We start from the raw sequence: 20,802 nt of genomic DNA, 5'->3' as shown, positions 1-20,802 counted from the left end.
CGAGTCAGGCGCGGTAGTGAACGACCTTCTGAGCCATGATCTGCTGTACGCTCGGGAACATCTTGCGCGCGACCGCTAGCACGGGCAGCCAGCCGGCGGTGCCGGGCTTCCCCTTGAAGTAGTCGAAGGGCAAAGTGCCGGGCCCGCTCGGCTTGCCAACGATGATGCGCCCCACCATCCCGTCGTTCTCATGGGGCAAGCAGAAGTAATCGTAGACGCCCTCAACTGTGAAGGTCCAATCGAAGTGCCGTCCTTTCGTGGTCATGAGCCCGGAATCCCAGGGCGTGGCGCCCTCGGGGATCCGCAACGAGTGCATGGCGTTCTTGGGATGAAAGGCGGCGCTCGCATGCACGTCCTCGTCAAGGATCCATCGCACTGTCTGTCCTGGCATGATGTGCAGGCCGACTGGATCGAACCAGTCCTTGACACGCGAGGCGTCGTTCTTCATGTGGATTTCGATCACGCCCGCGGCCCGCACCGGGCGCGGCTCGATCAGGCAGGCGAGCGCGAGTCCACTGCCGGCCACGAAGGTTCGTCGCGTGAGCATCAGTGCCTCCTTCCGTGGTCGTGAGAGGTACCCTCAACGGGTGTGTAAACGAAGTGCAGGCGGTGTAGCTTTCGACTCACCACAACCCGAACCGCGGGCGCTGAGAACGCTCGGCGAAGGAGACATCGCCCATGGAGAAGCAGAGCACCGTGCAGGCGTAGGAGTCAAGCCCCACGAGGGAGGGCTTGGAGCCCTTCGCCCGGCACGGGGTGCAGCGGCTGCTGCAGCGGGTGTTGGAGGAAGAGGTCGACAGCGTGCTGGGGCGGGAGCGGTATGAGCGACGGGCGGCCGTGGGGCCTCGAAGTAGTCCCGTTCGTTCGTTGCCAATTCATCACAGGTCTCTGAGGCCCTGGCCGCGAGAGGATCGCTGCCAATTCCTGCACGGCCGTCGTGCCGGGGCCCGAAGGAGAAGACAGGAGCGGGTCGGTAGGGCGGTCTCCGGTTGGATCTGGAAGGAAGGGGTCGCGACGGCCTGGACCGCGGACGTGCACTGGAATGCGCTGGAGTGAGCCCTAGATGGGCACACTTTGGGCACAATCGAACTTCCGAGGGAATTTCGCTGATCGCTAACTGCTAGAAAAGAATGGTGGGCAGGGACGGGATTGAACCGCCGACACCAGGATTTTCAGTCCTGTGCTCTACCAACTGAGCTACCTGCCCACCACGAAGTAGCGAGGATACCAGAAGGGGTGGGTTCTGTCCACGAGACGGGCGACTAGCCGCCCCCTCACCCTGCCCTCTCCCCCGGTGGGGGAGAGGGGAATTGAGGATCTCGCCCTCGTGGGGGAGAGGGGAGATGCTATCGGTCGGGGAGGTCGGCGCCGGTGTCGGACTCGAAGACGATCTGGTCGTCCTCGTCGATGGTGAAGGATTCGGTCAGCACCAATGGCACGTCGTGCTCGACGAGAAAGCAGGTCAGGCGCGCCACGGCGAGGGGGTGGGCGTCCAAGTGGAAGGACAGCGCGAGGTCGCCGATCTCGTCGATGGCGAAGAAGGCCCAATCGCCGACGACCAGGGCCTCCATGTCGTCCTCGAAGGTGACGCCGCCCTCGAACTCCTCGGAGCCCTGCGCCAGGTCGTGAAGCTCCTGGAGCTTGGCGCGGCGGTCGGCTTCGCTGAGAGGCATCGCGCTTTACCCTGGCCGCCTCACCCTACCCTCTCCCTCGATGGGGGCGAGGGGAATGAGGTTAGAAACCGCTCCAAGCTCCTTCGGCGGCCATCGCTGACAACGCCTTCTCGTAGGCCGCGAGCGTCCGCGCCACGTCTTCGTCCGAGTGCACGGCGGAGAGCCAGCCGTGGTAGGAGGAGCAGTCCACGCCGTTGTTGAGGAGCGCGCAGCGGAGCATCTGGTAGAGGTCGCCGCGCCGCGGCCTGTCGAAGCCGGCGAGCCCGGGCCGCCCCTCGAAGGACACGTGGAAGATGGACGACTCGCCGAAGCAGGTGCCCGGCGCGCCGACGCGCTTCATCACGTCCGCGATGCCCGAGCGCAGCTCGTCGGCCACCTTGTTGGCGCGCGCGTGCAGTCCGCCGTCCTGCACCAGCTCGAGCGTGGCGATGGCGGCGGCGGCGCAGACGGGGTTGGAGTTGAAGGTGCCGTTCTGCGCCACGCGCTCGGCACGGTCCCAGACGGAATCGCCGCGGTGGGCCATGGTCGCCATGAGCCGCTTCTTGCCGCAGACGACGGCGCCGGGGAGGCCGCCGGCGACGATCTTCGCCAGCGTCGTTAGGTCAGGCGTGACGCCGAAGTACTGCTGGGCGCCGCCGGGCGCGTAGCGGAAGCCCGTGATGACCTCGTCGAAGATCAGGACGACGTTGTGGCGCTCCGTCAGCGCGCGCAGTTCCTGAAGGTAGCCCGGGATGGTGGGCGTCGTGCCGGACTGCCCGCCCGCGGGCTCGAGGATCACCGCCGCGACGTCGCCGCGCTGGAGCAATCCGTCCACCACCTTGATGTCGTTGGGCGGGCAGAGCAGGAGCTGGTCGAGGATCTGCGAGGGGACGCCCGCTGACATCGGCACGTCGAAGGGCGGGTTGACCGCGGCGACGACGCCGTCGTGCCAGCCGTGGAAGTGGCCGTGGAACTTCACCACCTTCGGATGCCCCGTGTAGGCGCGCGCGATGCGGAGCGCCAGATGCGTCGCCTCCGTGCCCGACATGGTGAAGCGCACCATCTCGGCCGAGGGGACGAGCTTGCAGACCAGCTCGGCCCAGCGCACTTCCAGCTCGTGGCACGCGCCGAAATGCGTGCCGCGCGGCGCCTGCTCCTGGATGGCCTTGACGACGGCCGGGTGGCTGTGGCCGAGGAAGAGCGCGCCGTGGCCCATCCAATAGTCCACGTACTCGTGGCCGTCCACGTCCCACTTGCGGGATCCGAGAGCGTGGTCGACATAGACCGGGAAGGGCTTGAGGTGCCGGCTGTCGTGGGTGATGCCGCCGGCGATCACGCCGCGCGCCCGCTCGTAGAGCGCGGCGGACTTCGGGTGCATGGCGCGGTAGGTGTCGAAGATCTTGGACGGCTTCGCGGGCTGGGTCATCGGGTCTTGCCTCCGTGGGGTGTCGAATCCTGGATCAGACGCATCAACTCTACCATGCCCGCATGCGCCTCCAAAGGGAGCGCATCCACGGTCGCAGCACGCTTGCGCGTGATGCCGTCCACTGCGCCCGCCGCGACACAGGCGCGGACCATTTGCCGTTCTTCCTCGGCGGTATGCAGCAGAGGCCGCTTCGAGAGCCTCGCGAGCTCGACGACGATGCCGTACGCGCCCCAGTTCGACACGCCGGCGACGACCACGTGCCGCGCGGGGACGACCGAGGCGACCTTCCTGACCTGCGCTCCCGCGCCCCGCAGGCGCGCGTGCAGGGCGCCCATGCCGATCTCGTTGCCTCCGTCGCCGACGCCGACCGTGACCACCCGCCGCGGGGCTTCGAGAAAGAGCGCGTCGAGCGGCCCGTTCCACTCGCCGACGGACTCGCCGCGCATGCTCAGGTACTCGCCGCCGCGCGTGCGCCCCGGGCGCTCGATGGCGACCAGATGGGTCGGCGCGTGCTCCGCCAAGAGCCGTCGCGCCATGAGCGCGGCGTCGCCGCCCGCGTGAAAGGTCAGAATCTGGGTCGGCTCTCCAAGCACGCTGAGAGCGGCCTGGAGGGGTGGGAGGGATGCGGCGTCGGTGATGTAGGTCACCTCGGCGCCGAGAGCACGGAGCGCCCGGCCTAGCGAGGCTGTGCCCGGAGGGCCGTCGGTCTCGGGCAGCCCCGGGCCGAGGGAGAAGCCGGTGGTGAGGAGCACGCGCTTCGCGCGCCGGAGCGCGCCGGCCGCGCGTGCCGCGCCGCCGGGCACGAAGAAGCGCGCAATCCCCCGGCCACCCGGGTCGAACGCGAGGAGCTGATCGACCATCCGCTACGGGCGCGGGCCGGCGGGCGAGGTCGAGCCGGGCTTGGGCGCCGTGGTCGCCTTTGGTGGAGCGGGGGCCGGAGCGGGCGGCCCAGCCGTGGGAGGCTGAAGCAGGGGCTGAGGCAGCGTGAAGGTCATGGATTCCGCCCAGAGAGTCTGCTTGTCGAAGACGACGAGGAGTCCTTCCTCATACAGCATCGTGGGAAAGCCGCCCTGATCGCCGGCCGCCGACGGCAGCCCCCAGCCGTCGATGACTGTCTGGACGGCGAAGATGCTCGGCCTGGGCTCGAGGACGAAGACGCGCACGATGTTCGGCTTGTAATCGTCGGGCTTGAGGAGGCCGAAATCCACCACCATCCGGTTCATGCCGCCCGGCGCCTTGAGGCCCTCGTAGATCCAGGTCGTGGTGTCGTAGTTCTCGACCTTCTGCTTGGTCTCCTTCGACGGCGCGCCGTAGCGCTCCCGCACCTGCTCGAGCGTGGTGTCGCCGGGCTCGATGCCTCCCCAGCTGGCCGCGCCTGCCGCTGCCGGCAGGGCCGGCGCCAACGCCAGAACGACCGCGATCAATCGGATAGCTCGCATACCCTCAATATCCCACAGCCGCGCCGTCTCCGCGCGGGTCTGCGCCGCCCCGAAGGACGCCGTCCTTTAAGACGGCGACGCCGTGGGCGTGCCCCTCCGAGGTGAACCAATCGGACACGGGCAGGATGTTGTGGCCGCGGCGCATCAGCTCTTCGCGCACGGGGACGGGGACGCGGCTCTCGAGCCGCACCAGGTCGGGTGCGTCGCCCGGATTGATGCGTCCCATGAAGAAGCGCGGCCGCTCGATCGCCTCCTGGATCTCCATGCCGTAGTCGAGCGCGTTGGAGAGGATCTGCGTGTGGAACATCGCCTGCCCGTCGCCCCCCATGTTGGCGAGCCCCAGCACGGGCCGCTCCCCGCGCGTCACGATGCAGGCGATGAGCGTGTGGAAGGGATGCTTGCGAGGCCCGAAGCAGTTCGGGTGCTTGGGATTCGTATTGAAGTAGGCGCCGCGGTTCTGGAGCACGACACCGGTGCCGGGCGGCACCACGCCGGAGCCGAAGCCTTTGTAGAGGCTCTGGATCACCGAGAGGATGTTGCCGCGCCCGTCGGCAACCACGAAGCCGGTCGTGTCGCCGTCGACCTCGCCCGCTTCGTAGCGCTGGGCCTTGTCCGCGTCGAAGGCGGCGCGTCTGCGCGCGGCATAGGCCTTGTCGAGCAGGGAGAGGACGGGCAGGCGCGACGTGGCCGGGTCGGCGACCCAGCGGTCGCGGTCGGCGTAGGCGAGCTTGGTCATCTCGAGGAGCAGGTGGAGGTGCGCGACGGAGTGGATCGGGTGCGCCGTCACGTCGAAGCACTCGAGGAGGTTGAGGGTCAGGAGCGTGGCGATGCCCTGTGTCGGCGGCGGCGTCTCCCACACGGTGTACCCGCGATAGGTCGTGCTGATGGGATCGCCCCACGCGCCCGTGTGCCCCGCAAGATCATCGGCCGTGAGGAAGCCGTCGCGCTCCAAACGCTTCGCGATCGCCTGCCCCACCCGGCCGCGGTAGAAGAGGTCGGGGTTCTCCCCCAACTCGGTCAGCGTGAGCGCGAGGTCGGGCTGGCGAAAAATATCGCCCGGCTCGGCGAAGCCGCCGCGCGGGATGAAGATGCGGCGCCACTCGGGATCGTCGATCAGCTCGGAGCGCTCGCGGATGGCCTGGCTGACGATGTCCGTCAGCGGAAAGCCGTCGGCGGCGTAGTGGATGGCGGGTACCAAGAGGCTCTTGAGCGGGCGCGTGCCGAAGCGCTCGAGAAGCATGGACCACGCCCGCGTCGCGCCCGGCACCGACACCGCGCCGGGGCCAATCATCGGGACGGCGGCGAGCTCGCGACGCCCGAGCTCCTCGAGGCCAGCGCGCGAGCCCGACCGCCCCGCGCCGTTCAGGAAATGGACGCGCCGGCTCTCGGCGTCGTAGTAGAGGCAGAAGAAGTCGCCGCCCACGCCGCAGAAGTTGGGTTGCGTCACTGCCAGCACACCATTGGTGGCCACCGCCGCGTCCACCACGTTGCCACCTGACTTGAGGATCTCCACTCCCGCCAACGAGGCGAGCGGGTGGCACGAGGCGACCATGCCGTCCCGCGCCATCGGCGCCTGGCGGTGCGCGTAGCCGATCTGGGGCATTAGGTTGCTCCGAAGATGCGGGTGATCTCGTCCTGGGGGAAGGCGGGCATGGGGCGCGGGTGGCCGCCGGAGACGAGCGCGACGCCGTCCGAGGCCGGCGTGACGCGGCCGATGGCGGCGCAGTCAATGCCGGCGGCGCGGCAGGCGTTCGTGACGGCGTCGGCGTCTTCCGGCGCGACGGTCATCAGGAGCGAGCCGGATGCGATGGTGCCGATCGGGTCGAGGCCAAACGCCTCGCAGAGCCGGCGCCCCTCGGGCAGGACCGGCACGCGCTCGCGGTCTATGCGAAGCCCCACGCCGGCCGCCTGGGCCATCTCCCAGCAGGCGGTGGCGAGCCCGCCCTCCGTCGGGTCGTGCATCGCATGCACGCGCGCCGCGCCGCAGGCCGCGCGCGCCTCGGGCACGACGCTGATGCCCGGCCTGCGGAGAAAGCCGCGCGCGCGTTCCACGATCTCGGCGGGCACGCCGCGGCGGAGCGCTTCCTCGCGGCGCTCTCGCGCGATGATCGACGCGCCCTCGAGCGGCACGCCCTTGGTCAGCAGCACGGTGTCGCCGATCTTCGCGCCGCCCGTCGTCACGAGCCGGTCCTTGTCGACCTCGCCCAGCATGGCGCCGACGACGATGGGGCGCGGGAGCCCGGCGGTTACTTCCGTGTGCCCGCCCACGAGCGAGACGCCGACAGCGGCGCAGGCTTCCGCGACCTCGGCGAAAAGCTGTTCCACCTGCGCCTCGTGGCTCTTGCCCTCGGGCAGGAGCACGGTCGCCATGAACCAGCGCGGTTGAGCGCCGCGCACGGCAAGGTCGTTGGCGTTGACGTGCAGCGCGTACCAGCCCATCTCGTCGGTGGCGAATGTGATGGGATCGGTGGTGGCGACGAGATACCGATCGCCCATGTCGAGGACGGCGGCGTCCTCGCCCACCTGCGGTCCCACGATGACGCGCGAGTCGGCCGGCACGTATTTGGCAAAAAGTCGCTGGAGCAGCTCGGCCGGGAGCTTGCCCACGGGGAGAAACGGCATGGCCTCCGTAGTATAGGAGCCGCGCGCGACCGGGGCAAGACGCGGCCGCGGTATGATACGACCCCGTGGCAGGCCCCCTCCTCGAGTGCGTCCCGAACGTGAGCGAAGGCCGCGACCTGCGCGCCGTCGAGGCCCTTGCCGACGCGGTGCGGGGCGTTCCCGGCGTGACGCTCGCCGATGTCCACGCCGACCCCGACCACCACCGCTCGGTCTTCACCTTCCTCGGCGCGCCGCAGGTCGTCGAGGAGGCGGCGCTGGCGCTGGCCGCGGCGGTGTTCGCGCGCGTGGACATGCGAGAGCACCGCGGCATCCACCCGCGGCTGGGCGCCCTCGACGTCATGCCGCTCGTGCCTCTGCGCGATCTCGCCATGGCCGACGCCGTCGGGATCGCCCGCCGCGTCGGCCAAGCCATTGCGGCCGTACACACCCTGCCCGTCTACTTCTACGGCGCGGCGGCGACGCGCGCCGAGCGCAAAGCGGTGCGAGAGATCCGCCATGGCGAGTACGAGGGCTTGGCCGCGCGGCTCACCACTCCCGCCGGCTGGCCCGATGCCGGGCCCGCTGTCTTCGTGCCCCGGCGCGGCGGCGCCATGGTGGGCGCCCGCGACGTCCTCGTCGCCTACAACGTCTGGCTCGACTCTACCGATCTGGGCGCCGCGACGGCCATCGCGCGGGTCGTGCGTGAGTCGTCGGGAGGCCTGGCGTGCGTCCAGGCGCTCGGGCTGCCGCTCGAGCGCCGCGGGCTCGTCCAGGTCTCGATGAACCTCCTCGACTACCGACGCACCGGCATCGCCCGTGCCTACGATGCGGTTACGGAACAGGCCGCGCGGCGAGGCATCACGATCAGTCGCGCCGAGCTCGTGGGGCTCGCTCCGCGCGCCGCCTTCGAAGGCCGCGCGCCTGAGACCGTCGGCCTGCCGGATCTCGCCGACACGAAGTACCTGGAGACCTACCTCTCCTGAATCCCCCTCCCCGCCGGCCGCGTCGTAATGGGTGGAGGCGATGACCATGACAACGTGGATCGTAGTGGCGCTGATATCCCTGCTGTTCCTGGGGCCGCTTTTCTGGCGGGCCCGGCGCGACAAGCTCGAGGATCGCGCGCTCGGACTCCAGGCCGACATCCAGGCGGCCGTCAACCATCAGCTCGGCGGCGAATCGCTGGTCGCCGTGCGCGTCGCGGCCGGCGCTCGGCGCGGCACGGGCACGGTCGAGATCTTCGTGCCGGCCGGCTGGGAATCCATCCTCGAAGAGGTGTGGCCGGTAGTGCTGTCACGGGTCCCCGCGGGCTACGCCCTCGTCTTCAGGCCGAGCCCGGTGACCGTCCCAGGCGCGCTCAAGCGCGCGGCCTGATCCGCACCGCGTTCAGACGGTGATGCCGACCCTGGTGGCTATCGCGGGGATCATCGTGATCCTCGCGATAGTCTGGGACGCCTTTGAAGCCCTTGTCCTGCCCCGCACCGCGAGCCGGCGCTTCCGACCCGCGCGGCTCTTCTACAAGGTCTCCTGGCCGGCCTGGACAGCCTTCGCCTGTCTCCTCGGGCGGGGACGGCGGCGCGAGAATTTTCTCGCCATATTCGGGCCGCTGTCCTTCCTGATCCTCATGGCCTGCTGGGCCGTGGCCCTCATGGTGGGCTTTGCCATGACGCAGTGGGGACTCGGCTCGCGGCTCAACGTGCCCCAGGGGACGGCCGGATTCTGGGCCGACCTGTACATGAGCGGCACGACTCTCTTCACGCTGGGCATCGGGGACGTCACGCCGAATGGCGCGATCGCCCGGGCGATCACCGTCATCGAGGCGGGCGTGGGCTTCGGCTTTCTGGCGCTCGTGATCGGGTACCTGCCCGTCCTCTACCAGGGCTTCTCGCGGCGCGAGGTCAACATCTCCCTCCTCGACGCCCGGGCCGGCTCGCCGCCGAGCGCGGGGGAGCTCCTGCTCCGCCACGTGGGCGACATGGCCGGGCTCGAGACCCTGCTGCGCGACTGGGAACGCTGGGCGGCCGAGCTGATGGAGAGCCATCTCTCGTACCCGGTGCTGCTCTACTTCCGCTCGCAGCACGAGCACCAGTCCTGGCTCGGCGCCCTGACCGCCGTGCTCGACGCGAGCGCGCTCGTCATCGTCGGTGTGGAGGGCGGCCCGGCCCGCCAGGCCCAGCTCACGTTCGCCATGGCGCGCCACGCTGTCGTGGATCTGGCGCAGGCCGCCGGCATCGCGCCCGAACGTCCGGATCCAGACAGGCTACCGCCCGAGAACTTCCAGTCTCTTCGATCCCACCTGGCCCAGCACGGGGTGATCTTGAAGGAGGGCGCGATGGCCGAGACCACGTTGGCCGCACTGCGCGCTCTGTACGAGCCCTACGTTGCGCGGCTGGCTACCCGTCTCCGCCTCACGCTGCCGCCATGGCGCTCGCCGGCAGACGAAGCCGACAATTGGCGCACCAGCGCATGGGAGACTGGAGCGTCCGGAAACACTGGATTGTCGAGGCACGATCTGGGCGACCATCCGGAACTGTAAACCACCGCGGGCCGCATCTGTGATCCGACGCGGGCGGGGCGGCGGCCGCTACTGACCGACGTTGGTGTCCCAGTCCACGGACGTGACGATCACGCGATAGGACGCCGCCTTCAGCACCGTCCCGCAGAACTGCCATCCTGACTGGCCGACGATCTCCCGCGCGACGTTGGGAATGTTTCTGGACGTCACGCGGTCACCGTCTACGCCCTGGACCATCAGGCCGATGTTCTTGGCGCTCGTGCGCTGATCGTTGAAGATCTGGCCGCAGACGGCGTTGAAGTCGCGCGTCTGGGGCTCGACCGTCCACTGGATGCGCAGGCCCCGGCTCTCGGTCACCGTGGGCGCCTGGGCTAGGGCGACCGCGGCCCCCAGCAGCACGACCATGACGGCGGCGGCTGAAACACGTCGCGACAGCATGCGCTAGAACAGGCCCGAAGCGGCGCGCAGGGCCGCCATCACGAGGGGCTTCGGGTACGCGCCGATGCCGACGACACCCGCCGCGCAGACGAAGATGGAGAACGCCAGGAAGGGCGAGACGGCCACAGGCTGCGTGCGCTCGGGGGCGTCGATGTACATGCGCTTGGCCACGAGCAGGTAGTAGAAGAGCGCCACGACCGTCAGGATAGCACCAACCAGCACCAGCCAATACATTTGGCACCAGCCGGTACAGCCCTCGATCGCGGCCCAAAAGACGAAGAGCTTGGCCCAGAAGCCCGCGACGAACGGGATCCCGCCCAGGGACAGCAGGAAGAGCAGCATCGAGAGCGCAAGCAATGGTGACCGCTGGGCCAGCCCCTTGTACGCCGAGATGGCCTCGGAGCCGTCGGACTGGGCCACGGCCTCCACCACGAAGAAGGCGCCCATGTTCCCGAAGAGATAGGCGACCAGGTAGAAGAGCATCATCGCCACGCCCGAGGCCGAGACGGCGGCGAAGCCGACCAGCATGTAGCCGATGTGCGCGATGCCCGAGTAGGCCAGCAGGCGCTTGATGTTCTGCTGGGGAATGGCCATCAGGTTGCCCGCGATGATCGTGATCGCGGCCAGCCCCGCCGCGAGCGGCACCCAGAGGACGACGGGCCCGCCCACGCCTTCCAGGTAGAGCCGGAACATCACGACGAAGCCCGCGGCCTTGGGCGCCACCGACAGCCACGCGACGAAAGGCGTGCCGGCCGCCTCGTACGTGTCCGGCACCCACATGTGGAAGGGAAAGGCCGCGATCTTGAAGCCGAGGCCCCCCAGCGTCAGGACCATGCCCAGGATCAGCAGCGGGTGGCCGTCCTGGAGCGCCGCCGCCACGCCCGCCATGTCGGTCGTGTTCGAGATGCCGTAGACGAAGGACAGCCCGTAGACGATGAAGGCCGAGGACACGGTGCCGATGAGGAAGAACTTGAGCGCCGCCTCGACGGCCTCCTCTTCCCGCTTGCGGAACCCGGAGATGACGTACAGCGGGATGGACATCAGCTCGAAGGCGACGAAGAGCAGGATGAGCTCGCGTGCGGAGGCCAGCACCAGCATCCCGAGCAGCGAGGCGAGCATGGCGACGTAGTACTCGGTCGCCCGCCGCGCGAAGGTGGGCGCGCGAAGGGACAGCGAGGCCAGCACGCCCAGGAAGGTCGCCAGCAGGAAGAGCCGCTTCGAGAAGATCGCCAGCTCGTCCTGGACGAAGCTGCCTCCGAAGAGGACGGCGCCCGGGTCAACGCGGAACGCCATCCAGAGCAGGATGGCGAGCCCGATGGCCACTAAGCCGCCGAGCCGCCGCCTGTCGTTTCCGGGCCAAAAGAGACCCGTGATTAAGACCAGCAGGATCAGGATCGCGAGCCCGACCTCGAGCGCCATGCCGCCGCTCACGGCAGGACTCCGAACCGGAGCAGGAGCGGCACGGTCGCCGTGTCCACGGGCCCGATGGCGATGCCCGGCGCGACGCCGAAGAGCACGAGCGTGCCGACCAGGATGATGAGCGCGACCCACTCGGGCCCCTGGGCGTCAGGCAGGTGCTGGAAGTGGGGGTCGGCGCTCTTCGGGCCCCAGAAGATCTGCTTGGTGACGCGGAGGACGTAGACGGAGGTCAGGAAGGCGCCGAGCACGCCGGGGAAGAGCCACCAGGAGTAGGCCGACTGCCAGGCGCCGAGAAAGGTCAGGAACTCGGCGACGAAGCCCGCCGTCGCGGGCAGGCCCATGGACGACAGGCCCGCGACGGTGAAGGCCGTCGCGATGCCCGGCATCATCTGGCCGAAGCCGCCCATGGAGAAGATGGCGCGCGAGTGCGCCTTTTCGTAGACCAGGCCGACCAGGGCGAAGAAGAGCCCGGTCATGATCCCGTGGGCGAACATTTGGAAGATGGACCCATTGAGCCCGGTTTCCGTCAGCGTCGCCATGCCGAGCATGACCACGCCCATGTGGGAGACCGAGGAGTAGGCGATGACGTACTTGAGGTCCGTCTGCGCCATCGAGGAGAGCGCGCCGTAGACGATGTTGACGCACGCGATGGCGCCGACCAGCCACACCCACTGCGTCGCGCCATCGGGGAGCAGCCCGAGACCGAGGCGGACGACGCCATAGGCGCCGAGCTTCATGAGCACGCCCGCGTGGAGCATGGACACCGCGGTGGGCGCGGACGCGTGGCCGTCGGGCGACCACGTGTGCAGCGGCCAGATGCCCGCGAGGATCCCGAAGCCCACGTAGAAGGCGAGGAAGACCCAGGACTGCAGCGCCGGGTCGAACCGGATCTGCTCCATCTCGAGGAACGAAAAGGAGACCGAGCCCGAGGCGACGTACAGCGCCAGGATGCCGACCAGGATGAAGGCCGACCCGAAGAGGAGATACAGTGTCAGCTTCATCGCCGCGTATTCCTTGGTGCCGACGCCCGTCCGGCGGAAGGCCCATCCGAAGATGCCCTGCGGGCGGATCTCGCCCGAAGAGCCCCAGATGCCGATCAGGAGGTACATCGGCAGCACGGCGATCTCGTAGAAGAGGAAGAGGACGAAGAGGTCGAGCGAGACGAAGACGCCGTAGACGCCCGTGACGAGCAGCAGCAGGAGGGCGTAGAACTCCTGGCTGCGCTCCTTGACCGTCCACGAGGCGAAGACGCCCGCGAAGATGATGATGCTGGTCAGCAGCACCATGAGCAGGCTCATGCCGTCCACGCCCAGCTGGTAGTTGATGCCGAGCGGCGGCACCAGCGGCAGCTCCTCGTAGAACTGGAAGCCCGCCGCCTCCCGCTCGTAGAGCGCGTAGATCCGGATCGAGAGCGCCAGGGAGACGCCGGTGGAGACGAGGGCGATCCAGCGGACCAGGAGCGGGCGGCGCCGCGCCAGGAACATGATGAGGACGGCGCCCACGAACGGGGCCCACGTGATGACGGACAGCGTCGGGAACTGGGTCATTGCAGCCACCACATCCCGACCATCAGGGCGAGGACGCCCAGCGCGATGCCGTAGACGTAGTCCTGCGCCCGGCCCGACTGGATGCGCCTGAGCCCGCCGCCCGCCATCAGGGTCCAGGCCGAGAGGACGTTCAAGATGCCGTCAACGAAGTAGCGGTCGATCCAGCCCACGAGCCTCGAGAACGGCAGCATCAGCCAGCCGTAGATCCCGACGAAGACGTCGTCGATCCAGAAGCGCCTGAGCGCCGCCGCTCGAATAGGCGCGAACATCGAGGCGAGCCCGTCGGCGCTGATCGCGCGGCGCTGGTAGACGAGGTACGCGAGCGCGATGCCTGCCGCCGCGACGCCGATGGCGGCGAGCGTGAGCCAGCCCAGCGCCTCGAACTCGGCCTCGGGGTGCCAGACGGCGAAGAGCGTGCCCACGCCCACGCACATGATGGCCAGGATCCACAGCGGCAGCGCCATGAAGGGGGGCGCGTCGTGGACGTGGCTGTCCGCGCCATGCGAGGCCGCCGGCGCTCCAAAGAAGGTGACGAAGACCACGCGGAACATGTAAAACGCCGTGAGGAAGGCGCCCAGCAGCAGCATCGCGAACGGCACCGGGAAGCCGCCCGCGAGCACCGCGCCCAGGATCTCCTCCTTGGAGAAGAAGCCCGCGAAGAGCGGGACGCCGGCCAGCGACAGCGTGCCGATCACGAACACGATGGCGGTCTGGGGCATGCGGCGCCAGAGCCCGCCCATTCCCCAGAGCCCGCCCAACTCGAAGATATCGTTGGTGCCCACGGCGTGGATGACGGCGCCCGCGGCGAGGAAGAGCAGCGCCTTGAAGAGACCGTGGGTCAGCAGATGGAGGAACCCGGCCGAGGCGAAGCCCGCCCCAATGGCCGCCATCATGTAGCCGAGCTGGGAGACGGTGGAATAGGCCAGCACGCGCTTGATGTCGGTCTGGACGCAGGCGAGCACCGCAGCGAGGAGCGCCGTGAAGGCGCCGTTCCACGCCACGATCTCCATCACCTCCGGGGTGAGCCTGAAGAGCCAGACCGTTCGCGTGAGGAGGTAGACGCCGGCCGTCACCATGGTGGCGGCGTGGATCAGCGCAGAGACGGGCGTGGGACCTTCCATGGCGTCCGGCAGCCAGACGTGGAACGGGAACTGCGCCGACTTGCCCGCGGCGCCGAGGTAGATGCAGAAGGTGATGACGCCGAGCCCGGCCAGAGGGATGACGCCCGCGTCGGCCAGCATGAGCAGCTCGAGGAAGTCGAAGGTGCCCGTCTGCCGCCACAGGAGCACGATGCCGATCAGCAGGCCGACATCACCCGCCTTGGTGATCCAGAACGCCTTGACGGCGGCGCGCGCCGCCTCGGGCTTGGTGTACCAGTAGCCGATCAAGAGGTAGGAGCAGAGGCCCACCAGCTCCCAGAAGATGAAGAGCTGGACAAAGTTGGGCGCGAGCACGAGCCCCATCATCGAGAACGCGAAGAGCGACTGGTAGGCGTAGTAGCGGCCGAGCGAGGGCATGGACTCGTCGGAGAGATAGCCGAGCGAGTAGACCTGGACCAGGAACGAGATCAGCGCCACCAGCACCAGCATGAGCGCCGAGTCGCCGTCGGCCAGCACGCCGACGGTGGCGAGCGGGCCCGCCTCGGCCGGGATCCAGCTCCACAGCCACTCGGAATAGCCGCCGCCACCCGCAAGCCGGAGGGCGCCGAGCGCCGCCACGAGCGCGGCCGCCGAGAACACGATGGAGAGATACGCCGCCGGGCGCCCGAGCCGTCGCAGCGGCGCCACCAACCCGAGGAAGACGAAGGCGCATGCCGGCAGCAGAAGGGCGGCGAGCGCGGGGTAGGCCGGGTCGGTCATGGGTGCCCGGTCACCCTCTGAGGAGATCCAGATGATCGGCGATGACCGTGCGCTTCATCCTGAAGATGAGGATGACGATCGCCAGCCCCAGCGCCACCTCGGCCACCGTGATCGGGATGGTGAACGCGGTGAAGACCATTCCCACCACGTCGGCGTTGAAGCGCGCGAAGGCGACCAGGTTGATGTTCACGGCGTTGAGCATCAGCTCGATGCCGAGCAGGATGCCGATGGTGTTCCGCCGCGTGACGACGCCAAAGAAGCCGATGGCGAAGAGCACCGCGGCGAGCGTGAGGTAGGCGCCAAGACCCATGCTATTCTTCCGGCCTCGCGAAGTACAGCGCGCCCAGGAGCCCGACCAGCAGCAGCACGGCCAGGAGCTCGAAGGGCAGCACGAACTCGGTCAGCAGCACCTGGCCGATGGCCCGCGTCACGTCCACGGCGATGACCGGGCGCTCGACGGGCAGGTCGGCGCCGCGCAGAAAGCGCAGGATCCCCAGGAGCAAGGCGCCCGCCAGCACCAGGCCGGTCAGGATCTGCCGGCTCGTCTGCGTAATGCGGTCGCCGACGAGCCGCTCCGTCACCACGATGGCGAAGACCACGATCGTGACGACGCCGCCCGCGTAGAGAAGGAGCTGCACCGCCGCGAGAAACTCCGCGTCGAGCGCCAGGAACACGCCGGCCGTCGCCGTCAGCGACAGCGCGAGGTAGAGGACCGAGTGGAAGAGGTTCTTGGTCAGCACCACGGCCAGGGCGGAGCCGATGAGCAGGACGGCCAGCCCCCAGAAGCTCACGACCTCGAGGGTCACTTGGCGCCATCCTCCAGCGTGGCGGCACCACCCTCCAGCGTGGCGGCGCCATCCTCCAGCGTGGCGCCCTTGACCTCCGCCTTGGCGTCGGCGGGAGCCTTGGGAGGCGTCTGCATGGCGCGAAGCCCGGTGCCCGTCGCCCACGAGGGCTCGAACTGGAGGCCGATCGTGTGGAGCCGGTCCTTGTCGAGCAGCATCTCGCGGCGATCGCTGGTCGCCAGATCGAAGGACTTCATCATGATGATGGCGTCCGTGGGGCAGACCTGGACGCACAGCTCGCAGAACTCGCAGGCGTACAGCTCGAGGGTGAAGGTCTTGGCGAAGTTGCGCTTCTCCCCCTTGAGCATCTCGACCTTGATCACCTGCGGCGGGCAGATGTACTCGCAGAGCCGGCAGCCGATGCAGTCCTCCTCGCCGGTCTCCTTGTCGTACGTCAGCGCAAGCACGCCGCGGAAGCGGTCGGGGTAGACGCGCTTGACCTCGGGATAGTGCACGGTGACGGGCTTGCGGAAGAGGTTCAGGAGCGTGATCCCCATCGCGCGCCTGACGGCGCTCAGCAGGTTGCCCAGGTCGTGCCAGAAGCTCTCGCCGAGCTGCCTGTTCCCAAGGGGCTTATCCCCAAGGTGCCTATCCCCAAGACGTTTACCCAACGACGGGCCCCTTCCACGCGACGACGACCGCCGTGGCCATGAGGAGGACAAGCGTGGCCGGCAGCAGCAGCTTCCACGAGATGGCGAGGATCTGGTCCACCCGGATCCTGACGAAGCTCCAGCGTATCCAGGTCACCAGCAGGAAGATGAACATCGCCTTGAGGAGGAAGTAGAGCACGCCCAGGGCCGGCAGCGCGCCCGCGCCGGGCCCGCCCCAGGCGCCCAGGAAGAGCAGCGCGCCCAGGAAGGAGGTGGCGATGACGTGCGCGTACTCGCCCAGCTGGATCAGCGCGAACTTCATCCCCGAGTACTCGACGCGGAAGCCCGCGATGAGTTCGGACTCGGCCTCCAAGATGTCGAACGGCACGCGGTTCTCGGCCGCGAGCATCGCCACGATGTAGGCGACGAAGGCCAACTGTCCGATCACCGGGTAGAAGACGAACCAGTGCAGCACGTCCGGTTGCGCGGCGGCGATGTCGGAGAGCTTGAGCGAGCCCGTCAGCAGTACCGGGACCATCGCGGCGAAGACGAACGGCAGGTCGTAGGAGATGATCTGGTTGACCGCCCGCATCACGGAGAGGAGCGCGTACTTGTTGTTGGAGCCCCAGCCGCCCATGAACAGCCCCACGATCTCCATGGCCGAGACCGCGAGAAAGAAGAGGATGCCGATGTTGAGGTCGGCGACGCCGAGCCCCGGGGCGAACGGCAGCGTGGCAAAGATCAGCATGCACGGGATCAGGAACACGATGGGCGCGAGGTTGTAGACGCGGCGGTCGGCGAGCCGCGGGACGATGTCTTCTTTCATCATGAGCTTGAGCGCGTCCGCGATGGGCTGGAGCAGCCCGTGCGGCCCGACGCGGTAGGGGCCGATGCGCGACTGCATGCGCGCGGCGAACTTCCGCTCGAGGAGCGTCACGTACGTCACCATACCGATGATGGCGTTCAGCACGATGAAGCCCACCATGAAGGGGTAGATCGCGGAGAGCATGAGGGGCTAGCGGTCGACTTCGCCGAAGACGGGATCGACGGAACCCATGATGGCGACGACGTCAGCGACCTTGTGGCCCGGGATGATGTGCGGCAGGATCGAGAGGTTCGAGAACGAGGCGCCGCGCCACTTCATCCGGTAGGGCTTGGCTGATCCGTCCGCGATGAGATAGCAGCCGACCTCGCCGCGCGCGCCCTCGACGCGCGCGTAGCCCTCGCCCTTCGGGATGCGCACCTGCCCCACCGACTTGACCCCCGGGCGAGACGAGATGGGACCTTCAGGAAGTCCGTCGAGAGCCTGGCGGACGATCTTGATGGACTCGCGGAACTCGACCATCCGCACCCGGTAGCGCGCGAAGCAGTCCCCCGCCGTCTCGACGGGCACCTTGAAGTCGAAGTCCCCGTAGGAGGAGTAGGGCTCCGCCCGCCGTATGTCGTAGTTGACGCCGGAGCCGCGGAGGAGCGGCCCGGAGATGCCGACCTCCTGCGCCAGCTCGCGAGACGCCACGCCCACGCCCTGGGTCCGGGCCATGAAGAACGCGTTCGACTCGAGCATCTCCTCGAACTCGTAAATGCGCCCGTCGATCTTGTCCACCGTCTCGCGGCACTTCCGGGCCCACCCCTCCGGGATGTCGTAGCGCGTGCCCCCGACCTGGTGGAACCCGTAGAGGAGCCGCGCGCCCGTCAGCGACTCGAAGAGGTCGAGGACGTCCTCGCGCTCGCGGATGCAGTAGAGGAACACCGTCGCGCCGCCGCCCAGCGCCCCGCCCATGTCGAGGCACCACGTGCCCAGCCAGAGGCAGTGCGAGGCGACGCGCTGGAGCTCCGCGGCGATGACCCGCAGGTACTGCGCGCGCTTCGGCACGTCGATCTTGCCGATCATCTCCGCCGCGCGCACGTAGGCCAGCTCGCTCGTCATCGCGGCGACGTAGTCCGTCTTGGACGCGATGGACGGGTACTGCGTGTACGTGAGCGTCTCGGAGAGCTTCTCGTGGCAGCGGTGGAGGTAGCCGATGACGGCGTCCACCGCGATCACGGTCTCGCCCTCGAGCGTGAGGATCGCGCGGAAGACCCCGTGGGAGGACGGGTGCTGAGGCCCCATGTTCATGGTGATGCGCTCAGCTCCGCCGTAGCCCATCTCGAGAACCTGCCGCGCTTCGATGTCCATTATTCGCGGGCGTTACTTCATCGGCGAGTGGGGCGCCGGGTTGAGGATGATGGACTTCATCTCGGCGAGGCACGGGGCGGACTTGCCGAGGAAGACCTGCCACTCCGGGTCCTGGAGCACCTTGCTCCTGACGGCGGCGCGGTCGTTGAGGTCCTTGTAGGCCCAGAGGTGCACGGCCTCGTTGAGCTGGCCCACCTCGGTCTGGAAGACCCCGACATTCTTCGAGTACTTCTCGCGCGTCGGCATGACGCCCTTGAAGAGGCCGATCCACTCCGCCAACCGACCGACGTGCGCCCGGTACCAGCGCAGCTCGTAGACATGGCCGGGCTCGGCGGGCGGCTTGAGCGGCAAAACGCTCGACAGGATCTTGTTCTCCTGGGCCAGCAGCATGCCGCGCGTCGGCGGCAGGTAGACCTTGGTCCACTCTTCGTTCTTCGCGAGCTCCCCGCGCAGCCGCTCCCGCTCGTTGAGGCTCTCGAAGCTCCAGAGGTGGACGTACTGGTTCAGCGTCCCAAACTCCGTCGACCAGCCGCCCTCGAACTTGCCGTACTTATCGCCGCGTATCTTGCGCCCGACCTCGGCGGAGTTCTTCAAGTACTGCCCCTGCGTGCCCGGCTGCAGCGTGTAGGTCCGAAGCTCATGGATCATGTGAAGGCTCCCTTGCCTGTTAGCGATACGGGGGATGCGGCGTGTCCACGGCGTAGGACTTGAGCAGCGGGTGGCCTTCCCAGTCATGGGGCAGGAGGATACGCCGCAAATCCGGATGCCCCTCGAAGCGGATGCCGAACATGTCGTAGCACTCGCGCTCCATCCAGTCGGCGCCGCGCCAGACGGGCTGGAGCGAGGCGCAGCGCGTCTCGCCGGGGCCGAGCTTCGTCTTCATGAAGACGGCGAAGTTGGCGTCCAGGTTCTCGACGCGCGCGACCACTTCGAGCCCCTGCTCCTTCCAGTCCACGGCCGTCATGAAGGAGAAATAGACGCAGCCGAGGGTCTCGCGGGCGAATCCGCCGAGCGGGAGCCACCGGTCGGCCGGCGCCTCCACGACGAGGAGGGAGCCCTCGCCCGATGCGGTGACGCCGAACCGCTCCTGGACCAGCACGCGCGCCTGCTCCGGGGTCGGCACGCTAGTGCGGCTCCAACGGGTATTCCCAATGGCTCGCGCGAGCCCGCAGAGTGCCGGGCCAAATGACGAGCCAGACGAGGCCCGAGGGAGGCAGCAGCCCGAGGCGTACGTGGGTGTACGTTGAGGGCTGCTGCCGACCGAGAACGAAGTATGGCGAAGTTAGTTGGGCCGGCACTAGTCGGTCTTCTCGGTGGGCGTGGCGCGCTGGCCCGTCTTGCGGAAGTGGGAGATCTGGTCCTGGAGCATGAGCAGGCCGTAGAGGAGCGCGTCGGGCGGCGGCGGGCAGCCCGGCACGTAGACGTCCACCGGGATGATGCGGTCCACGCCCTTGACCACGTGGTAGCCGTGGCGGAACGGCCCGCCCGAGTTGGCGCAGGAGCCCATGGACACGGCCCACTTGGGATCGGGCATCTGCTCGTAGATGCGCTTGAGCATCGGCGCCATCTTGATGGTGACGGTGCCGGAGACGATCATGAGGTCCGAGTGGCGCGGCGAGGCGAAGGGCACCATCCCGAGGCGCTCGACGTCGAAGCGCGAGGCGAACGTCGCCATCATCTCGATGGCGCAGCAGGCGAGGCCGAAGGTCACGGGCCAGACAGAGGACTTGCGCGCCCAGTTGAAGAAGGCGTCGGCGACCGTGGTCACGATGAAGCCACCCGGGAAGTTGAAGACGCCGTCTTCCAGGGTCTCGAAGAGCGCGGAGTGCTTGTCGCCCTCGGGCCGCGTCTGGTGGAGCTTCTCCCACTCCTGAAGATCCTTGAACTCGGTCCAGACGGCGGGCGGGATCTGCGGCGTCGGAGCCTTTATTTCCATTCGAGAATACCCTCCCGAAGCGCGTAGACCCAGCCGAGCCCGAGGATGGCCACGAAGAGCGCCATCACGCCGACGCCGCCCATCCCGAGTCCGCGGAGCACGAGCGCCCACGGGAAGAGGAAGATGGCGAGCGCGTCGAAGACGATGAAGATCAAGGCGACCAGGTAGAAGCCCACGGGGAACTGCACCCACGCCTCGCCGATGGGCTCGGAACCGCATTCGTAGTTCTCGAGCTTGGAGAAGTAGGGGCGCGCGGGCCTCAGGACGGAGGCCGCGGCGAGCGACACCACGGCGAACGCCACGATGAGCGCGAAAAAGATCATCACGGGCAGATACCCGGTCACGTGCGCGCCTCCTGAGAA

At 68.3% G+C, this 20,802-nt stretch carries 23 protein-coding genes and 1 tRNA gene; 3 read left to right on the top strand and 21 right to left on the bottom strand.

Features of this window, described 5'->3' with window-relative positions; translation table 11 throughout:
* Positions 1 to 4 precede the first annotated feature (4 nt).
* The 8 genes from VGV06_16265 to VGV06_16230 form a co-directional block, all read right to left on the bottom strand.
* Positions 5 to 547: a plastocyanin/azurin family copper-binding protein gene (locus VGV06_16265; protein ID HEV2056696.1), complete on the bottom strand. Its 543-nt coding sequence runs from the start codon at positions 545 to 547 to the stop codon at positions 5 to 7.
* 584 nt (positions 548 to 1,131) lie between these two features.
* Positions 1,132 to 1,207: transfer RNA gene (locus tag VGV06_16260), tRNA-Phe, on the bottom strand.
* A gap of 139 nt (positions 1,208 to 1,346) precedes the next feature.
* Positions 1,347 to 1,673 carry a hypothetical protein gene (locus VGV06_16255; GenBank protein ID HEV2056695.1) on the bottom strand — a complete coding sequence of 109 codons (327 nt, stop codon included), beginning with the start codon at positions 1,671 to 1,673 and terminating at the stop codon, positions 1,347 to 1,349.
* Between the two features lie 61 nt (positions 1,674 to 1,734).
* Positions 1,735 to 3,078, bottom strand: coding sequence for an aspartate aminotransferase family protein (locus tag VGV06_16250; GenBank protein ID HEV2056694.1), 1,344 nt, complete (start codon positions 3,076 to 3,078; stop codon positions 1,735 to 1,737).
* Complete coding sequence (locus tag VGV06_16245; GenBank protein HEV2056693.1) at positions 3,075 to 3,938, bottom strand: glutamate cyclase domain-containing protein; 864 nt, start codon at positions 3,936 to 3,938, stop codon at positions 3,075 to 3,077. Before VGV06_16245 ends, VGV06_16250 begins: the two co-directional genes overlap by 4 nt.
* A 3-nt stretch (positions 3,939 to 3,941) precedes the next feature.
* Positions 3,942 to 4,517: a hypothetical protein gene (locus VGV06_16240; GenBank protein ID HEV2056692.1), complete on the bottom strand. Its 576-nt coding sequence runs from the start codon at positions 4,515 to 4,517 to the stop codon at positions 3,942 to 3,944.
* A 4-nt stretch (positions 4,518 to 4,521) separates the two neighbouring features.
* Positions 4,522 to 6,120 carry a gamma-glutamyltransferase gene (ggt, locus tag VGV06_16235; GenBank protein HEV2056691.1) on the bottom strand — a complete coding sequence of 533 codons (1,599 nt, stop codon included), beginning with the start codon at positions 6,118 to 6,120 and terminating at the stop codon, positions 4,522 to 4,524.
* On the bottom strand, positions 6,120 to 7,139 hold the full coding sequence (locus VGV06_16230; protein HEV2056690.1) for an AIR synthase family protein: 1,020 nt from the start codon (positions 7,137 to 7,139) through the stop codon (positions 6,120 to 6,122). Before VGV06_16230 ends, ggt begins: the two co-directional genes overlap by 1 nt.
* A 65-nt stretch (positions 7,140 to 7,204) precedes the next feature.
* Between VGV06_16230 and ftcD the strand changes: the two genes are divergently transcribed.
* Genes ftcD through VGV06_16215 form a run of 3 tightly spaced genes read left to right on the top strand, consistent with a single transcriptional unit; the run spans position 7,205 to position 9,651 of the window.
* Positions 7,205 to 8,101 carry a glutamate formimidoyltransferase gene (gene ftcD / locus VGV06_16225; GenBank protein ID HEV2056689.1) on the top strand — a complete coding sequence of 299 codons (897 nt, stop codon included), beginning with the start codon at positions 7,205 to 7,207 and terminating at the stop codon, positions 8,099 to 8,101.
* 46 nt (positions 8,102 to 8,147) lie between these two features.
* Entirely contained in the window at positions 8,148 to 8,489 is a 342-nt protein-coding gene (locus VGV06_16220; protein ID HEV2056688.1) for a hypothetical protein, read from the top strand.
* 34 nt (positions 8,490 to 8,523) lie between these two features.
* Complete coding sequence (locus VGV06_16215; GenBank protein ID HEV2056687.1) at positions 8,524 to 9,651, top strand: potassium channel family protein; 1,128 nt, start codon at positions 8,524 to 8,526, stop codon at positions 9,649 to 9,651.
* Positions 9,652 to 9,699: 48 nt separating this feature from the next.
* On the opposite strand, the gene VGV06_16210 is transcribed toward VGV06_16215, so the two are convergent.
* From VGV06_16210 to VGV06_16150, 13 genes are all read right to left on the bottom strand, one after another.
* Positions 9,700 to 10,068 (bottom strand): hypothetical protein, encoded by a 369-nt coding sequence (locus VGV06_16210; protein ID HEV2056686.1) that lies wholly within the window; start codon positions 10,066 to 10,068, stop codon positions 9,700 to 9,702.
* A gap of 3 nt (positions 10,069 to 10,071) precedes the next feature.
* Positions 10,072 to 11,499 carry an NADH-quinone oxidoreductase subunit N gene (locus VGV06_16205; GenBank protein ID HEV2056685.1) on the bottom strand — a complete coding sequence of 476 codons (1,428 nt, stop codon included), beginning with the start codon at positions 11,497 to 11,499 and terminating at the stop codon, positions 10,072 to 10,074.
* Positions 11,496 to 13,034: an NADH-quinone oxidoreductase subunit M gene (locus VGV06_16200; protein HEV2056684.1), complete on the bottom strand. Its 1,539-nt coding sequence runs from the start codon at positions 13,032 to 13,034 to the stop codon at positions 11,496 to 11,498. Before VGV06_16200 ends, VGV06_16205 begins: the two co-directional genes overlap by 4 nt.
* The gene (nuoL, locus tag VGV06_16195; protein HEV2056683.1) at positions 13,031 to 14,893 is read right to left on the bottom strand and encodes an NADH-quinone oxidoreductase subunit L; all 1,863 of its coding nucleotides are present in this window, start codon (positions 14,891 to 14,893) and stop codon (positions 13,031 to 13,033) included. Before nuoL ends, VGV06_16200 begins: the two co-directional genes overlap by 4 nt.
* Before the next feature lie 10 nt (positions 14,894 to 14,903).
* Positions 14,904 to 15,203 carry an NADH-quinone oxidoreductase subunit NuoK gene (gene nuoK / locus VGV06_16190; protein ID HEV2056682.1) on the bottom strand — a complete coding sequence of 100 codons (300 nt, stop codon included), beginning with the start codon at positions 15,201 to 15,203 and terminating at the stop codon, positions 14,904 to 14,906.
* A gap of 1 nt (position 15,204) precedes the next feature.
* Positions 15,205 to 15,699, bottom strand: a complete 495-nt coding sequence (locus VGV06_16185; protein ID HEV2056681.1) for an NADH-quinone oxidoreductase subunit J — start codon at positions 15,697 to 15,699, stop codon at positions 15,205 to 15,207.
* Positions 15,696 to 16,235, bottom strand: a complete 540-nt coding sequence (locus VGV06_16180) for an NADH-quinone oxidoreductase subunit I (GenBank protein ID HEV2056680.1) — start codon at positions 16,233 to 16,235, stop codon at positions 15,696 to 15,698. The genes VGV06_16185 and VGV06_16180 overlap by 4 nt, the downstream gene beginning before the upstream one ends.
* A 106-nt stretch (positions 16,236 to 16,341) precedes the next feature.
* Positions 16,342 to 17,337 (bottom strand): NADH-quinone oxidoreductase subunit NuoH, encoded by a 996-nt coding sequence (gene nuoH / locus VGV06_16175; protein HEV2056679.1) that lies wholly within the window; start codon positions 17,335 to 17,337, stop codon positions 16,342 to 16,344.
* Positions 17,338 to 17,343: 6 nt separating this feature from the next.
* The gene (locus VGV06_16170) at positions 17,344 to 18,504 is read right to left on the bottom strand and encodes an NADH-quinone oxidoreductase subunit D (protein ID HEV2056678.1); all 1,161 of its coding nucleotides are present in this window, start codon (positions 18,502 to 18,504) and stop codon (positions 17,344 to 17,346) included.
* Between the two features lie 12 nt (positions 18,505 to 18,516).
* Entirely contained in the window at positions 18,517 to 19,152 is a 636-nt protein-coding gene (locus VGV06_16165) for an NIPSNAP family protein (protein HEV2056677.1), read from the bottom strand.
* Positions 19,153 to 19,171: 19 nt separating this feature from the next.
* Complete coding sequence (locus VGV06_16160; protein HEV2056676.1) at positions 19,172 to 19,627, bottom strand: NADH-quinone oxidoreductase subunit C; 456 nt, start codon at positions 19,625 to 19,627, stop codon at positions 19,172 to 19,174.
* Between the two features lie 174 nt (positions 19,628 to 19,801).
* Positions 19,802 to 20,440 carry an NADH-quinone oxidoreductase subunit B family protein gene (locus tag VGV06_16155; protein HEV2056675.1) on the bottom strand — a complete coding sequence of 213 codons (639 nt, stop codon included), beginning with the start codon at positions 20,438 to 20,440 and terminating at the stop codon, positions 19,802 to 19,804.
* Positions 20,431 to 20,784 (bottom strand): NADH-quinone oxidoreductase subunit A, encoded by a 354-nt coding sequence (locus VGV06_16150; GenBank protein HEV2056674.1) that lies wholly within the window; start codon positions 20,782 to 20,784, stop codon positions 20,431 to 20,433. Before VGV06_16150 ends, VGV06_16155 begins: the two co-directional genes overlap by 10 nt.
* Between the last annotated feature and the right edge of the window lie 18 nt (positions 20,785 to 20,802).

This window comes from Candidatus Methylomirabilota bacterium (assembly GCA_035936835.1).
Lineage (GTDB): Bacteria > Methylomirabilota > Methylomirabilia > Rokubacteriales > CSP1-6 > AR37.
The sequence above is the reverse complement of the archived record's forward strand: the minus strand, read 5'-3'. Positions and strand labels throughout refer to the sequence as shown.

Bases quoted from the DNA above. Each gene is read 5' to 3' on its own strand.
- VGV06_16170 (HEV2056678.1), bottom strand. From the start codon at position 18,504: ATGGACATCGAAGCGCGGCAGGTTCTCGAGATGGGCTACGGCGGAGCT.
- VGV06_16240 (HEV2056692.1), bottom strand. From the start codon at position 4,517: ATGCGAGCTATCCGATTGATCGCGGTCGTTCTGGCGTTGGCGCCGGCC.
- ggt (HEV2056691.1), bottom strand. From the start codon at position 6,120: ATGCCCCAGATCGGCTACGCGCACCGCCAGGCGCCGATGGCGCGGGAC.
- VGV06_16165 (HEV2056677.1), bottom strand. From the start codon at position 19,152: ATGATCCATGAGCTTCGGACCTACACGCTGCAGCCGGGCACGCAGGGG.
- nuoH (HEV2056679.1), bottom strand. From the start codon at position 17,337: ATGCTCTCCGCGATCTACCCCTTCATGGTGGGCTTCATCGTGCTGAAC.
- VGV06_16200 (HEV2056684.1), bottom strand. From the start codon at position 13,034: ATGACCCAGTTCCCGACGCTGTCCGTCATCACGTGGGCCCCGTTCGTG.
- VGV06_16255 (HEV2056695.1), bottom strand. From the start codon at position 1,673: ATGCCTCTCAGCGAAGCCGACCGCCGCGCCAAGCTCCAGGAGCTTCAC.
- VGV06_16180 (HEV2056680.1), bottom strand. From the start codon at position 16,235: ATGGGGATCACGCTCCTGAACCTCTTCCGCAAGCCCGTCACCGTGCAC.
- nuoK (HEV2056682.1), bottom strand. From the start codon at position 15,203: ATGGGTCTTGGCGCCTACCTCACGCTCGCCGCGGTGCTCTTCGCCATC.
- VGV06_16155 (HEV2056675.1), bottom strand. From the start codon at position 20,440: ATGGAAATAAAGGCTCCGACGCCGCAGATCCCGCCCGCCGTCTGGACC.
- VGV06_16220 (HEV2056688.1), top strand. From the start codon at position 8,148: ATGACAACGTGGATCGTAGTGGCGCTGATATCCCTGCTGTTCCTGGGG.
- VGV06_16265 (HEV2056696.1), bottom strand. From the start codon at position 547: ATGCTCACGCGACGAACCTTCGTGGCCGGCAGTGGACTCGCGCTCGCC.
- VGV06_16250 (HEV2056694.1), bottom strand. From the start codon at position 3,078: ATGACCCAGCCCGCGAAGCCGTCCAAGATCTTCGACACCTACCGCGCC.
- VGV06_16210 (HEV2056686.1), bottom strand. From the start codon at position 10,068: ATGCTGTCGCGACGTGTTTCAGCCGCCGCCGTCATGGTCGTGCTGCTG.
- nuoL (HEV2056683.1), bottom strand. From the start codon at position 14,893: ATGACCGACCCGGCCTACCCCGCGCTCGCCGCCCTTCTGCTGCCGGCA.
- VGV06_16245 (HEV2056693.1), bottom strand. From the start codon at position 3,938: ATGGTCGATCAGCTCCTCGCGTTCGACCCGGGTGGCCGGGGGATTGCG.
- VGV06_16230 (HEV2056690.1), bottom strand. From the start codon at position 7,139: ATGCCGTTTCTCCCCGTGGGCAAGCTCCCGGCCGAGCTGCTCCAGCGA.